Below are 14,927 nucleotides of genomic sequence, written 5' to 3'. Positions count from 1 at the left end.
CGCGCATTCCGCGCGGAACGATCCGCGTCGCCGCGAGCCCAACGATCACGACGCCCGGGCCGCACGGCAGGCGCTCGACGCTGGCTTTGCCCAGCACACAGCCGAAGAACGCAGAAAAGGATTCGCTTGAAATTTCCCTACGAATGGCAGATTGGCTGGCGCTACACGCGCGCCGGCAAACGCACGACCGGTAACGGCTTTATTTCTTTCATCGCGCTGGTGTCGATGTCGGGCATCGCGCTTGGTGTCGCGGCGCTGATCGTCGTGTTGTCGGTGATGAACGGCTTCCAGAAAGAAGTGCGCGACCGCATGTTGTCGGTGCTCGCGCACGTCGAGATTTTTTCGCCGACCGGTTCGATGCCCGACTGGCAACTGACCGCGAAGGAAGCGCGCCTGAACAAGCAGGTGATCGGCGCGGCGCCCTACGTCGACGCGCAGGCGCTGCTCACGCGCCAGGACGCCGTAAGCGGCGTCGCGCTGCGCGGCATCGAGCCCACGCTCGAGCCGCAGGTGTCCGACATCGACAAGGAAATGAAGGGCGGCAAGCTGACCGACCTCGTGCCGGGTGACTTCGGCATCGTGCTCGGCGCTGACCTCGCGGCGAGCCTCGGTGTGCAGTTGAACGACAAGATCACGCTCGTCGCGCCAGAAGGCACGATCACGCCGGCCGGCATGCTGCCGCGCCTGAAGCAGTTCACGGTGGTCGGCATCTTCGAGTCTGGGCATTACGAATACGACAGCACGCTCGCGCTCGTCAACATCAAGGACGCGCAGGCGCTGTTCCGCCTGCCCGCGCCGACCGGCGTGCGGCTGCGGCTGTCCGACATGCAGCGCGCGCCCGAGGTTGCCCGCGAACTCTCGCACACCCTGACGGGCGATCTCTACATTCGCGACTGGACGCAGCAGAACAAGACCTGGTTCTCGGCCGTGCAGATCGAAAAGCGCATGATGTTCATCATCCTCACGCTGATCATCGCGGTTGCGGCGTTCAATCTCGTGTCGTCGCTCGTGATGACGGTGACCAACAAGCAGGCCGACATCGCGATCCTGCGCACGCTCGGCGCGCAGCCCGGATCGATCATGAAGATCTTCGTCGTGCAGGGCGTGACGATCGGCTTCATCGGCACGGCGATCGGCGTCGCGCTCGGCTGTCTGATCGCGTGGAGCATTCCGTGGCTCGTGCCGATGATCGAGCATCTGTTCGGCGTGCAGTTCCTGCCGCCATCGGTGTACTTCATCAGCGAGCTGCCCTCCGAGCTGGTTCCGGCCGACGTCGCGAGAATCGGCACGATCGCGTTCGTGCTGTCGGCGCTCGCGACGCTTTACCCGAGCTGGCGCGGCGCCAAGGTCCGTCCGGCGGAGGCGCTGCGCTATGAATGACCGTCTCGCGAGTCCAGTCAATCCATCCACCAATTCATCCATGAGCGCTCAGGACCCCGTGCCGTATCCGTACGTGCTGGAAGCAACCGGCATTTCCAAGTCGTTCGTGCAGGGCGGCCTGAACGTGCAGGTGCTCAACGACGCGCAACTGAGCGTGCGGCGCGGCGAGAAGCTCGCGATCGTCGGCGCATCGGGCTCCGGCAAGAGCACGCTGCTGCACGTGCTCGGCGGTCTCGACGATCCGAGCGCGGGCCAGGTCTCCGTGCTCGGCAAGCCGTTCACGAAGCTTTCCGAGCGCGAGCGCAATGACCTGCGCAACCGCGCGCTCGGTTTCGTCTATCAGTTTCACCATCTGCTGCCGGAGTTTTCCGCGCTCGACAACGTCGCAATGCCGCTGCGGATTCGCCGCGAGACGCCCGAGGTCGCGCACCGCGAAGCGCTCGCGGTGCTGGAGAGCGTCGGCATGGGGCATCGCGCGAAGCATCGGCCGGGCGAGCTGTCGGGCGGCGAGCGCCAGCGTGTCGCGATCGCGCGGGCGCTGGTCACGAAGCCGGCCTGCGTGCTCGCCGACGAGCCGACTGGCAACCTCGACGGCGGCACCGCCGACACCGTGTTCAACCTGATGCTCGAACTGTCGCGCACGCTCGAGACGAGCTTCGTGATCGTCACGCACGACCCGGAGCTGGCCGGCCGCTGCGACCGCATCATGCGGCTGCGCGACGGCGTGCTGCACGAGGAGCCGCCGGTGCCGGTTTGATGGCTGGTTCAATGCGGCCCTGAGGCGGGTCCAGCGCGGGCCGGCGTGGCTGTGGCGGTTGTGTTGCGGCCGTTGCGGGTTGCCGCTGACCACAGACGGCCACCGCGGACCGTACAGCCGGCTTCGGTCCCGCCCCACCGTTTGCGAGACAGCTCATGTGGATCGATACGCACTGCCATCTCGACGCTTCCGAGTTCGACGCCGACCGCGACGCGGTCGCCGCGGCCGCGCGCGGCGCGGGCGTCTCGCGCATCGTGATCCCGGCGATCGGGCGGCAGAACTTCGCGGCGGTGCGCGAACTCGCGCATCGCGTCGAAGGCGGTGCGTATGCGCTCGGCATTCATCCGCTGTTCACACCGGGCGCCGTCGACGCCGATCTCGACCTGCTGCGCATGGAGATCGAGGCGAGTCTCGGCGATCCGCGCTTCGTCGGCATCGGCGAGATCGGGCTCGACTATTTCGTCGCGGGTCTCGACGACGCGCGTCAGCAATTCTTCTACAACGGCCAGTTGCAACTCGCGCGCGAATTCGACCTGCCGGTGATCTGCCACGTGCGCAAGTCGCAGGATCAGGTCATCAAGGGGCTACGGCGGCATCAGATCCATCGCGGCATCGCGCACGCGTTCAACGGCAGCTTCCAGCAGGCTCAGGCGTATATCGACCAGGGGCTGCATCTCGGCTTCGGCGGCAATCTGACGTTCGAGCGCGCGCGGCAGATCCGGCGTCTCGCCGAACAGTTGCCGTTCGACGCGCTCGTCGTCGAAACCGACGCGCCGGACATCGCGCCTTCCTGGATGTACAAGCAGCGCAACTCGCCCGAGCAGATTCCGGCGATCGGCGCGAGCCTCGCGCAACTGCGCAATGTCACTCCTGACGCAGCCGCCCTAGGCACAACGGCTAACGCGCTCGCCGCGCTGCCGCGTCTCGCGCTTTCCTCTGCATAATCGATTCCGTTGGTCGAAAGGGTTCGCGCCGGGCGGCACCCACGCCCGGCGGGCTCGCTGCTGCCTGCTCGCCTGGCGCGTGACGACGCCTGGCGCCGGCGGCGCGGAGGGCGGATGTGGGCAGTGTGGTGCGGTTTTGCGTTGGGTGTGATCGGATTGCAGCGGCAGGCGGCGTTGCCGCGGGCGGCTGGCTGGTGGGGGCTGGTGCTGCTCGCGTGCGCGGCGTCTGGCATGGCGGTGTGGGGCTTGCGAGGGCGCGATGCGGCGGTTTGCGAGGCGCGCGCGGAGGCTCGCGTGCCCGTGTGCGCGGTGGCGGGTTCGATTGCGCGCCGCGCATGGTGCGATGCGCGCATGCGCATACGCATGCGGACCGTGGCCGGCTGGTGCGCCGTGTGGTGCGCGGCGATGTGCGTGGGCTTCGGCTACGCCGCCGTGCGCGCGCAGGCGCGGCTCGCGGTGAGTCTGCCGCACGCGTGGGAGGGGCGCGATATCGAGGTTGCCGGCAGCATCAAGGGCTTGCCGTCGTTCGACGGTCAAGGCGCGCGCTTTCTGTTCGAGGTCGAGTCGAACGACGCCCGGATCGCGGCGTTTCCGCGCGTGATTCAGCTCTCGTGGATTGCCCGCGGCGCCCCGGTGCCGCGGCTCGAACCCGGCGATCGCTGGCGCCTGCCCGTGCGGCTCAAGCGGCCGCACGGCAATGCGAACTTCGGCGTGCGCGATGCCGAAGCGAACCTGCTCGCGCGCAACGTACGGGCGAGCGGCTATGTGAGCGCGCCGGATCATGCCGTGCGTCTGCCGGGCTATGCGCGCGGGCTCGCCGTGCTGGTCGACCGCGCGCGTGCCGCATTGCGCGCCCGGATCGACGCGGTGCTCGCCGACGCGCCGCATCGCGGAATCGTCGTCGCGCTTGCGATTGGCGCGCAGGACGAAGTCAGCGCCGCCGACTGGCAACTGATGCGCGGCACCGGGACGAGTCATCTGGTGGCGATTTCGGGCCTGCATATCGGCTTCGTCGCGGGTCTGGCCGGCTGGCTTGCGGCCGCGGTGTGGCGGCGCTCGGGCTGGCTCGGCCGCGACTGGCCGCTGCGGCTGCCCGCGCAGATCGTCGGGGTGACGGCCGGTGCGTTCTTTGCCGCGCTGCACGCCGCGTTCGCGGGCTTCAACGTGCCCGCGCAGCGCGCGCTCTGGATGGCGGCGGTGGTCGCGCTCGCGTTCGTCGGCGGGCGCAATCTCGCGCGCTCGACGGTGCTCGCATGGGCGCTCGGGCTCGTGCTGCTGATCGATCCGTGGGCGGTCGTGTCGGCGGGATTCTGGCTGTCGTTCTGCGCGGTCGGAGCGATTCTGTTCGCGACCTCGGGGCGGCCGCGCGTGCGACGGCGGGCCGATGAGCATGGTGACGAGGCCGGCGGCGAGCACGTCGGCGGAGACGGCAGAGACGGCGGAGATAGCGGAGATAGCGGCGAGAACGAACAAGCCCCTCAGGCGCGAGCCAGATTGCAGGCTTTGCGCGCCGGTTCGATCCGGCGTCTTCGCGCGCTGGCGAGGCGCCTGCATGGCGCCGCGCATGTGCAGATCGCGGTGACGGTCGCGCTCGCGCCGCTCACCGTCTACTGGTTTGCGCAGATTCCGCTCGTCGGACCGCTTGCGAATGCGTTTGCGATTCCGTGGGTGAGTGCGCTCGTCACGCCGGCGGTGTTGGCGGGCGTTGCGCTGCCCGCGCCGCTCGACGCGTTCGCGTGGCGCTTCGCGCACGCGCTGCTCGATCTGCTCGCGGCCGGCCTGCAATGGCTGACGGGGCCGCGCTGGATGCTCTGGTGGTTGCCGCAGCCGGATGGTTGGGCGCTGGCCGCGGCGGCGCTCGGCGTGCTCTGGTGTCTCGCGCCGCGCGGCTGGCCGTTGCGCTGGGCCGCGCCGCTGACGTGGCTGCCGCTGCTGATGCCGGGCTCGCCTGGCGCGCCTGCTTTGCCCCACGGCGCGTTCCGTCTGACGGCGCTGGATGTCGGGCAGGGTTCGTCGGTGCTCGTGCAAACCGCGCATCATGCGTTGCTGTTCGACACTGGGCCGGGGCCGGAATCGACGCACGCGGGGGAGCGCGTGGTGGTGCCGTTTTTGCAGGCGCAGGGGGTGACGACGCTCGACACGCTGATCGTCAGCCACGCCGATTCCGATCATGCGGGCGGCGCGCCCGCCGTGCTCGATGCGATCGAGGTGCGTCAGATGGTGGCCGGACTGGAGGCCGGCCACGCGCTGTGGCCGAACGCAAGGCGGCACGGCGCGCAGACGCTGCCGTGCGCGGCGGGACAGCGCTGGCAATGGGACGGCGTCGAGTTCACGGTACTGTGGCCTGACGCTGGGCCGCTGAACGGCAAGACGAACGATCATTGCTGCGTGCTCAGGGTCGGCACCTTGCCGGCCGCCGCCAGCGCAGCCGTGAGCCAGCCGGCGGTGCGCGGCGGCGCGGATGCGCCGCGTTTCGCGGCCTTGCTCACCGCCGACATCGAGGCGCCGGTCGAACGCGTGCTGCTCGCGCGCGATCGCAGTGCGCTGCGCGCCCAGGTGCTGATGGTGCCGCATCATGGCAGCAGGACGTCGTCGACCGAGCCGTTCCTCGACTCAATCGGGCCGTCCGTCGCGTTATTTCAGGTAGGCTATGAGAATCGCTTTCATCATCCGAATGCGGGCGTATTCGAACGCTACCAGGCGCGCCACATCGAACTGGGCCGTAGCGATCGCGACGGCGCGGTGCGGGTGGACGTCGATCCTGGCGCGGACGGCGCCGCGCTCACGCTCGAGCGCTATCGCGATACGCAGCGGCGCTACTGGATGGATCGCTGATTGCGCGATTGCGCAAAAGCGCCCTGCAAGCGCGCACGCAAAAAAACAGAACGGAGATAGCCGCAGTTGAAAAACATCATTCATTTCTCACATGCGAACGGCTTTCCGGCTTCCACCTACCGGACGATCTTCGCCGAACTCTCCGACGACTACGACGTGCGCTTCATCGAACGGATCGGTCACGACACGCGCTTTCCGGTCACGCAGGACTGGCCGCATCTGGTCGAGCAGCTGCTCGACCAGATCGGCCGCGCGTACGAGCAGCCGGTGTGGCTCGTCGGACATTCGCTCGGCGGCTATCTGTCGCTGATGGCGGCGTTGAAAAAACCGCAATGGGTGAGGGGCGTGGTGATGCTCGACTCGCCGGTGATCGCAGGCTGGCGCAGCAGCATGCTGCGCGTGTCGCAATGGACGGGGCTCGACGAACGGCTCTCGCCGGCCGCCGCGACGCGTACGCGGCGCACCCATTGGGCGAGCCGCGACGATGCATGGCGGCACTTTCACTCGAAGCCGGCGTTCGCGCGCTGGGACGAGCGCATGCTGTCCGATTACATCGAGTTCGGCATTCCGCAGTGCGCGCCCGACGGCGCGCGTGCACTCGCGTTCGACCGGCGCACCGAATATCAGATCTACAAGACGCTGCCGCATACGCTCGGCGCGCGGCTCGCGCGCGGCGCGCCGGTGCCGGTCGGTTTCATCGCCGGCACGCGCTCGAAGGAAATCCGCCAGGCTGGTCTCGACGCGACGCGCCGTGCGACCGGCGGCCACGTCGAGTGGATCGAAGGCAGCCATCTTTATCCGATGGAGCGGCCGATCGAAACCGCGCGCGCGGTGCAGCGGATGTTGCGCGAACTGGAGCGGGGCGCCTGACGATGGCGGGCGCGTCGGCGCGCAGCGCGGGGTGCCGCGAGGGGCGGCATATGTGCGCGGATCGGTGCGCGGATCGGCGTGTGGATCGGGCGGATTTTGCTGGGTCGGGCCCCTGCTTTACGGTATAATCCGTTTTTCCCGCGAGCATCCAGCGATGACCAAATATGTTTTCGTCACCGGCGGCGTAGTATCTTCCCTCGGCAAGGGTATTGCCGCCGCTTCCCTCGCCGCGATCCTCGAATCGCGCGGCCTCAAAGTCACCCTCCTCAAACTCGATCCGTACATCAACGTCGACCCCGGCACGATGAGCCCGTTTCAGCACGGCGAAGTGTTCGTGACGGAAGACGGAGCGGAAACCGACCTCGACCTCGGCCACTACGAGCGCTTCATCAGCACGAAGATGCGCAAGGCCAACAACTTCACCACGGGCCAGATTTACGAATCGGTGATTCGCAAGGAACGCCGCGGCGATTATCTCGGCAAGACGGTGCAGGTCATTCCGCACATCACGAACGAAATCCAGGCTTTCATCGAGCGCGGCGCGGCTTCCGCGACGTGCGGTGAGCCCGATGTCGCGATCGTCGAAGTGGGTGGCACGGTAGGTGACATCGAATCGCTGCCGTTCCTCGAAGCCGCGCGTCAAATGAGCCTGCGCATGGGCCGCAACAGCGCGTGCTTCGTGCACCTCACGCTCGTGCCCTGGGTCGCCACGGCCGGGGAACTGAAGACCAAGCCCACGCAGCACAGCGTGCAGAAGCTGCGCGAAATCGGCATCTTGCCGCACGTGCTGCTGTGCCGTGCCGACCGCCGCATTCCGGACGACGAGCGCGCGAAGATCTCGCTGTTCTCGAACGTGCCCGAAGACGCCGTGATCTCCGTGTGGGACGCGGACAGCATCTACAAGATTCCGCAGATGCTGCACGACCAGGGGCTCGACGCGATCATCTGCGAAGAGCTCAAGCTCACGCCGAAGCCTGCCGATCTGTCGCTGTGGTCCGACCTCGTCGAAAAGCTGCAGAACCCGAAGCATGAAGTGACGATCGGCATGGTCGGCAAATACGTCGATCTGACCGAGTCGTACAAGTCGCTCATCGAAGCGCTGCGTCATGCGTCGATGCATACGTCGACGCGCGTGAACATCGAATACATCGACTCCGAAGAGATCGAAACGCAAGGCGTCGAGAGCCTCAAGCATCTCGACGCGGTGCTCGTGCCGGGCGGCTTCGGCCGTCGCGGCACCGAAGGCAAGATCGCCGCGATCCGCTATGCGCGCGAAGCGAAGGTGCCGTATCTCGGCATCTGCCTCGGCATGCAGCTCGCCGTGATCGAATTCGCGCGCGACGTCGTGGGCCTGAAGGATGCGAACAGCACCGAGTTCGATCAGGAAACCAAAAACCGCGTGGTCGCGCTCATCACCGAGTGGTACGACCGCGAAGGCCGCGTCGAGAAGCGCACCGAAGAATCGGACCTCGGCGGCACGATGCGCCTCGGCTCGCAGCGCTGCCCGATCAAGCCCGGCACGATGGCCGAGGAGATCTACGGCAAGGACGTGAACGAACGCCATCGCCACCGTTATGAAGTCAATAACCGTTTCGTGCCCCAACTCGAAGCGGGTGGCCTCATCATTAGCGCCCGTACGCCGAGCGAGAATCTGCCGGAAATGATGGAGCTGCCGCGCAGCATGCACCCGTGGTTCGTCGGCGTGCAGTTCCACCCGGAATTCACGTCCACGCCGCGTGACGGCCATCCGCTGTTCAAGTCGTTCGTCGAAGCGGCGTTCGCGCATCAGCAGTCGCGCACCGCGAACGAAGTTGGGGAGAAAGCATGAAGCTGGGCAATTTCGAAATCGGTCTCGACAAGCCGTTTTTCCTGATTGCGGGTACCTGTGTCGTCGAATCCGAGCAGATGACGATCGACACGGCCGGCCGCCTGAAGGAAATCTGCGCGAAGCTGGGCATTCCGTTCATCTACAAATCGTCGTACGACAAGGCCAACCGCAGCAGCGGCAAGTCGTTTCGCGGTCTGGGCATGGACGAAGGTCTGCGTATCCTGTCGGAAGTGAAGCGTCAGCTCGGCCTGCCGGTGCTGACCGACGTACACGCCGAGCACGAAATCGAACAGGTTGCCTCCGTTGTCGACGTGCTGCAAACACCGGCATTCCTGTGCCGTCAAACCGATTTCATTCATGCCTGCGCGCGCTCGGGCAAACCGGTCAACATCAAGAAGGGCCAGTTTCTCGCGCCGCACGACATGAAGAACGTGATCGACAAGGCGCGCGACGCCGCGCGTGAAGCGGGTCTCTCGGAAGACCGCTTCATGGCGTGCGAGCGCGGCGTGTCGTTTGGCTATAACAACCTCGTGTCGGACATGCGCTCGCTCGCGATCATGCGTGAAACCAACGCGCCGATCGTGTTCGACGCCACGCATTCGGTGCAGTTGCCGGGCGGCCAGGGCACGAGTTCGGGCGGCCAGCGCGAATTCGTGCCGGTGCTCGCGCGCGCCGCGGTCGCGGTGGGTGTTGCGGGCCTCTTCATGGAAACGCATCCGAATCCGGCAGAGGCCAAATCGGATGGTCCGAACGCGGTGCCGCTCAAGCGTATGGCCGATCTGCTCGAGACGCTCGTCACGCTCGATCAGGCGGTCAAACGGGCGCCGTTCCTCGAAAGCGATTTCAACTGATTCAGGCGTGCGCAGCGTGTCACGATCGACCTCGATAATCAGCACGCGCGGTACAGTGTCACAGTAAAGAATTCAACGTCATTTCCTGAGGAAACCATGAGTGCTATCGTAGATATCATCGGCCGAGAGATTCTCGATTCGCGGGGCAACCCCACCGTCGAATGCGACGTGCTGCTCGAATCGGGCACGATGGGCCGCGCAGCGGTGCCGTCGGGCGCATCGACCGGTTCGCGCGAAGCGATCGAACTGCGCGACGGCGAAGCTGGCCGCTACGGCGGCAAGGGCGTGCTGAAGGCCGTCGAGCACATCAACACTGAAATCTCCGAAGCGATCATGGGCCTCGACGCTTCCGAGCAGGCTTTCCTCGACAAGACCCTGCTCGAGCTCGACGGCACCGACAACAAGTCGCGCCTCGGCGCGAACGCGATGCTGGCCGTGTCGATGGCCGTCGCGAAAGCCGCCGCTGAAGAAGCGGGCCTGCCGCTCTATCGCTACTTCGGCGGCTCGGGTGCAATGCAACTGCCGGTGCCGATGATGAACATCGTCAACGGCGGCGCGCACGCGAACAACAGCCTGGACATCCAGGAATTCATGATCGTGCCGGTCAGCCAGCCGACCTTCCGCGAAGCGCTGCGCTGCGGCGCCGAAGTGTTCCACGCACTGAAGAAGATCCTCTCGGATCGCGGCATGAGCACGGCCGTGGGTGACGAAGGCGGCTTCGCGCCGAACTTCGGCAGCAACGAGGAATGCCTGTCCACCATCCTGCAAGCCATCGAGAAAGCCGGCTACCGCGCCGGTGAAGACGTGCTGCTCGCGCTCGACTGCGCGGCAAGCGAGTTCTACCACGACGGCAAGTACCAGTTGGCGGGTGAAGGCCTGCAGCTGTCGTCCACGGAATTCGCGGACTACCTCGCGAACCTCGCGGACAAATTCCCGATCGTGTCGATCGAAGACGGCATGCACGAGGGCGACTGGGAAGGCTGGAAGACGCTGACCGACAAGCTCGGCAAGAAGGTCCAGCTGGTCGGCGACGACCTGTTCGTCACCAACACGCGCATCCTCAAGGAAGGCATCGAGAAGGGCATCGCGAACTCGATCCTCATCAAGATCAACCAGATCGGCACGCTGACGGAAACCTTCGCAGCGATCGAAATGGCCAAGCGCGCCGGCTACACGGCGGTGATCTCGCACCGCTCGGGCGAAACCGAAGATTCGACGATCGCCGATATCGCGGTTGGCTTGAACGCCGGCCAGATCAAGACCGGTTCGCTGTCGCGTTCGGATCGCATCTCGAAGTACAACCAGCTGCTGCGTATCGAAGAAGACCTCGGCGATATCGCAAGCTACCCGGGCAAGTCGGCGTTCTACAATCTGCGCTAAACAGCCAGTTTGTTCACGCCGATCGATGAGCCGGTTATCCTTCGTTTCTGATTGACCTCGCCGCCCTGCGTATAGCGCAGGGCGGCGCGTATTTATTGTGCTTACTTCATGCGGCTTGTCACTGCTGTCCTGATCGTTCTGCTGGCGCTGATCCAGTACCCGCTCTGGTGGGGGCACGGCGGCTGGCTGCGCGTGCATGAGTTGCAACAGCAGCTCGCGCAACAGTTGCAGAAGAATGCCGACGCGAAGCTGCGCAACGAGCGCATTCAAGGCGAAGTGCAGGATCTGCAGAACGGCACGGCCGCGGTCGAAGAGCGGGCGCGCTACGAAATGGGCATGGTCAAGGACGGCGAAGTGTTCGTGCAGTTCGTGTCGCCGAACCAGCCGTTGCCGACGCCGAACACGCCGTCGGTGAATTCGTCGACGCGCGGCGAGGTGTCGGCTGCGCCGCTACACGTGGTGCCGAATCCGGAGTCGCGTGCGAAGCCGGATCGCAAGCATGGCGGGAAGGCGGCGGTCGCGAAGGATAAGATGCCCGCGCATTGAGGTTTGACGCGACCCTACCAGCCCCAATACGGTCCAAAGCCGACACCCATGCCCGTCCCCCAGCCGCGTCCCCAGCCACCCCTGGAAAAGCCTGCTGAAAAGGTGACGGGTGGCGAGGGCGAGTAGTAACGCGACCACGCTTGCGCTGCGGCTTCCGCCGCGATCGACTGATCCTGCTCGAACATCACCTGACGGTCGATCGCGTCATAGCGCGCGCGTTCCTCGGGCGTGAGCGGCTGGGTGTTGCTGACGGCAGCCGCCTGATCGGGCGGCAGTCGGCTCAGAATCGGCGATGGGCCAGGCGGATCGATCGTGCAGCCAGCCAGGGCGGCGCCGCCCGCGATCACGGCCAACACGGTCAACGCACGCGCATGGCGTCTCAACGAAACAGGGTGCTTCATGGTCGAATCTCCATCGGTCCGCTGCGTTGGCAAGCTGAGCGAACGTGTGCCGCGTGCATCGCCCATGATTCAACGCGGCGATCAAAAAGACAACGAGCAAAAAATAGCAGGCAAAAAATAGAACGAGTAAAGACAGCGCCGCCCGAGCCGTGAAGGCATCGGGCGGCGCTGTGGCGGCGGCCGTCATGAAGAGCGATGAGAAGCGTCGCGCCGCGGCGGGCATGGAGCCCGCTCTGGCGAGAGCCGTTTCAGTGCCGCTGGCCGGCCGCCGGCGTCACACCTTGTGAGAGTCCGCTTGCAACGAAAAGTTGCGCGACGTCGACCGGGTCGAACTCGTAGCGCTGATTGCAGAATTCGCAGTGAATCTCGACGTGGCCGCGTTCCTCGATTACGCCGTCCACTTCGTCGCGGCCCAGCATCTTCAGCATGGCGCCGACCTTTTCGCGCGAGCACGTGCATTCGAAGCGCGTCGTGACCGGCTCGAAATGCAGGACGTTTTCCTGCCAGAAGAGCCGGCGGAAAACCGTCTCCGGTTCCTCTTTGAGCAGCTCGTCCTGGGACAGCGTGCCGCCGAGCGTACACACGCGCTCCCACGTATCCGCGTCGAGCTCGCCCGGATGCGGGACGATGCCGCCATCGCCGGGCAGCTTCTGCAACAGCATGCCGACCGCGCGCTCGGTGTTCGCCGCGAGCCACATGCGCGTGTCGAGCTGCTCCGAGTGATGCATGTAGTGCTCGAGCACCTCGGCGATCGACTTGAGCGGGCCGTCGACGCCCGTGAGCGGCACGATGCTTTGATACGGCTGCTGGCCGGGCTGCTTGTCGGCGGGGTCGAGCGTAATCACGCAGCGGCCGTGGCCGCTCGCGTTCACGAGATCGATGAGTGAGGTCGCGTCGGCGATCGTATGGGCGCTCTCTCCCGAGAGCTTCGCGGTGGCGCGCATCGTCAGATTCGAGCTGCACTGGACCACCAGCATCTTGACCGGGCCATCGCCGAAAATCTGCATGACGAGCGTGCCGTCGAACTTGAGATTCGCCGACAGCAGCGCGCACGCAGCCATCATTTCGCCCAGAATCGTTCGCACGGGCGCCGGATAATCGCGGCGCGTCAGCACTTCCTGCCACGTATTGCGCAGCGAAACGATCTCGCCGCGCACCGGCGCCGCGCTGAACATGAATTTTTGCAACTGGTCGCTCACAACTGTTCCTCGGTGTATGACGCGGCGTAATGCCGCGCCGTTGCGCCCCGCGCGCGCCGGCCGTCTAGCCGATGCGCACGAGTTGCGCCTTGAAATACTCGCGGCGCCCGGCATAGCTTGCCGCGCCGCGCTGCATATTGGCGATATCCGTTTCCGTCAATTCGCGCACCGCCTTGGCGGGTGCGCCGAGAATCAAGGTATTGTCGGGAAACACCTTGCCCTCGGTGACGATGGCGCCGGCTCCGACCAGACAGTTGCGGCCGATCACCGCGCCATTCAAGACCACGGCCTGAATTCCGATCAATGAACCTTCCTTGATCGTGCAGCCGTGCAGCATGGCCTGATGGCCGACCGTCACGTTCGGCTCGACCGTCAGCGGGAAGCCGGGGTCGGTGTGCAGCACGGCGCTTTCCTGCACGTTGCTACCGGCGCCGATCGTGATCGGCTCGTTGTCGCCGCGAAGCGTGGCGCCGAACCACACGCTCGCGTTCTCCTCGAGCGTCACGTTGCCGATGATGTTCGCCGAATCCGCGACGAACACGCTTTCATGAATGACCGGGGCGGCTTCGCCCAGCTTGTAAATCGTCACAATGTCTCCTGTTGATCGGCCGCCGCACGTGGTATCTGGCCGGGCGCCCCGTCTCGTTAGTCTGACGGACGCGCCCGCGGGCGCGCCGGATGGTCGAATCGGGTATTGTAAACGCTTGTATGGTTGGGCCGCTCAGCGCGGCGCGGGACGCTCCTGAGCGTTTTCGTGCGATTTCATGTGGTCGTGCTGGGACTCCGCATTCGGTGTGCCCTTGGGCCGTCATGGCGGCCTGGTTGTCGTATTGTTGGCGCTCTCCGGTGTTCGCGGCGTTGCCCGGCCGTATTTGCTGCGGTCCCATTTACCACCGTCGCATTTACCACAGTATTCCCCGCTGTTTTATCCCTTGGCTTCAATTGCCTCGATTGTTTCCGTTGCCGATCCGTTTCTCATGACGTCTGCCGCTTCGTCCGCTTCATCCGCTTCCCACACCCGGAATTCGCGAGAAGAGCCGTATTGCGCGCGTAGCGCCGCGCTCGCCGCCTTGCGCGAAAGCGATCCGGCCGCGAAGGCAGACGCGGCACGCGCGCTGTACGCCGAGATACTCGACGGCCGCGCCATCTGCCGCGCTGACCTCGAACTGGATGAGCCAGCAGACTTACCGGGTCGCCTCACGCGCCCCGAACTGGTCGAGCCGCGCCTGCTCGGCCGACGCAGCATGCAGTCGCCGCAGGGCCGCGCGGTATTGCTGCATGCGCTCGCGCACATCGAATTCAACGCGATCAACCTCGCGCTCGACGCCGTCTGGCGCTTCGCTGGCATGCCCGCCGCGTTCTATACCGACTGGCTCAAGGTCGCCGCCGAGGAGGCCTACCACTACTCGCTGCTAACCGCGCGCCTCGCGCAATACGGCCACGCATACGGCGATTTCCCGGCGCATGGCGGACTGTGGGACATGTGCGAACGCACCCGCGCCGACGTGCTCGCGCGCATGGCGCTGGTGCCGCGCACGCTCGAAGCGCGCGGCCTCGACGCGTCGCCGCCGATCCGCGCGCGTTTGCAACAGGCGGGCGATCAGGCGTCTGCGGCGATTCTCGACGTGATCCTGCGCGATGAAATCGGCCACGTGCTGATCGGCAATCGCTGGTTCCGTCATCTTTGCGATGCAGGCGGTCTCGATCCGCATGAGACTTACCTGCGTCTCGCCGAGCAGTACCACGCGCCGAGATTACGCGGTCCGTTCAATTTCGAAGCGCGCCGCGATGCCGGTTTCGACGACGCCGAACTCGCCGCGCTCGCGAGTCTCGACGAGCAGCAATCAGCACCGGCCGCCACGGACGAGCGGGAGCCAGGTCGATAACCAGGTCGATAACCAGGTCGATAATCGGGCTCCCCGTATCGTCCGGCTGT

13 protein-coding genes are annotated in these 14,927 nt (G+C 65.7%); 10 read left to right on the top strand and 3 right to left on the bottom strand.

The window, feature by feature from the left end; all coding sequences use genetic code 11:
• Positions 1–126: 126 nt before the first annotated feature.
• The 9 genes from B9Z01_RS02115 (at position 127) to ftsB (ending at position 11,391) form a co-directional block, all read left to right on the top strand.
• Positions 127–1,380 (top strand): lipoprotein-releasing ABC transporter permease subunit, encoded by a 1,254-nt coding sequence (locus tag B9Z01_RS02115; RefSeq protein WP_085480605.1) that lies wholly within the window; start codon positions 127–129, stop codon positions 1,378–1,380.
• Positions 1,373–2,137 (top strand): lipoprotein-releasing ABC transporter ATP-binding protein LolD, encoded by a 765-nt coding sequence (gene lolD, locus B9Z01_RS02110; RefSeq protein WP_085480604.1) that lies wholly within the window; start codon positions 1,373–1,375, stop codon positions 2,135–2,137. The genes B9Z01_RS02115 and lolD overlap by 8 nt, the downstream gene beginning before the upstream one ends.
• Positions 2,138–2,292: 155 nt before the next feature.
• On the top strand, positions 2,293–3,081 hold the full coding sequence (locus B9Z01_RS02105) for a TatD family hydrolase (protein ID WP_085480603.1): 789 nt from the start codon (positions 2,293–2,295) through the stop codon (positions 3,079–3,081).
• Between the two features lie 114 nt (positions 3,082–3,195).
• Positions 3,196–5,916, top strand: coding sequence for a DNA internalization-related competence protein ComEC/Rec2 (locus tag B9Z01_RS02100; protein WP_085480602.1), 2,721 nt, complete (start codon positions 3,196–3,198; stop codon positions 5,914–5,916).
• Between the two features lie 66 nt (positions 5,917–5,982).
• On the top strand, positions 5,983–6,786 hold the full coding sequence (locus B9Z01_RS02095; RefSeq protein ID WP_085480601.1) for an alpha/beta fold hydrolase: 804 nt from the start codon (positions 5,983–5,985) through the stop codon (positions 6,784–6,786).
• 154 nt (positions 6,787–6,940) lie between these two features.
• Complete coding sequence (locus B9Z01_RS02090; RefSeq protein WP_085480600.1) at positions 6,941–8,614, top strand: CTP synthase; 1,674 nt, start codon at positions 6,941–6,943, stop codon at positions 8,612–8,614.
• Entirely contained in the window at positions 8,611–9,465 is an 855-nt protein-coding gene (gene kdsA, locus B9Z01_RS02085; protein WP_085480599.1) for a 3-deoxy-8-phosphooctulonate synthase, read from the top strand. Before B9Z01_RS02090 ends, kdsA begins: the two co-directional genes overlap by 4 nt.
• Positions 9,466–9,561: 96 nt before the next feature.
• Positions 9,562–10,845, top strand: coding sequence for a phosphopyruvate hydratase (eno, locus tag B9Z01_RS02080; protein WP_085480598.1), 1,284 nt, complete (start codon positions 9,562–9,564; stop codon positions 10,843–10,845).
• A gap of 108 nt (positions 10,846–10,953) precedes the next feature.
• Positions 10,954–11,391 (top strand): cell division protein FtsB, encoded by a 438-nt coding sequence (gene ftsB / locus B9Z01_RS02075; RefSeq protein ID WP_085480597.1) that lies wholly within the window; start codon positions 10,954–10,956, stop codon positions 11,389–11,391.
• A 14-nt stretch (positions 11,392–11,405) separates the two neighbouring features.
• Here ftsB and B9Z01_RS02070 read toward each other — a convergent pair whose 3' ends face one another.
• The 3 genes from B9Z01_RS02070 to B9Z01_RS02060 form a co-directional block, all read right to left on the bottom strand.
• Complete coding sequence (locus tag B9Z01_RS02070; protein WP_085480596.1) at positions 11,406–11,792, bottom strand: hypothetical protein; 387 nt, start codon at positions 11,790–11,792, stop codon at positions 11,406–11,408.
• A gap of 248 nt (positions 11,793–12,040) precedes the next feature.
• Positions 12,041–12,991: an Hsp33 family molecular chaperone HslO gene (gene hslO, locus B9Z01_RS02065; protein ID WP_085480595.1), complete on the bottom strand. Its 951-nt coding sequence runs from the start codon at positions 12,989–12,991 to the stop codon at positions 12,041–12,043.
• 64 nt (positions 12,992–13,055) lie between these two features.
• Complete coding sequence (locus B9Z01_RS02060; protein ID WP_085480594.1) at positions 13,056–13,580, bottom strand: gamma carbonic anhydrase family protein; 525 nt, start codon at positions 13,578–13,580, stop codon at positions 13,056–13,058.
• Between the two features lie 388 nt (positions 13,581–13,968).
• On the opposite strand from B9Z01_RS02060, the gene B9Z01_RS02055 reads away from it, so the two are divergent.
• Positions 13,969–14,877: a ferritin-like domain-containing protein gene (locus B9Z01_RS02055; RefSeq protein WP_085480593.1), complete on the top strand. Its 909-nt coding sequence runs from the start codon at positions 13,969–13,971 to the stop codon at positions 14,875–14,877.
• Positions 14,878–14,927 lie beyond the last annotated feature (50 nt).

The sequence above is a fragment of the Paraburkholderia susongensis genome (genome assembly GCF_900177725.1).
Lineage (GTDB): Bacteria > Pseudomonadota > Gammaproteobacteria > Burkholderiales > Burkholderiaceae > Paraburkholderia > Paraburkholderia susongensis.
This window is presented reverse-complemented; position numbering and strand designations above follow the sequence as displayed.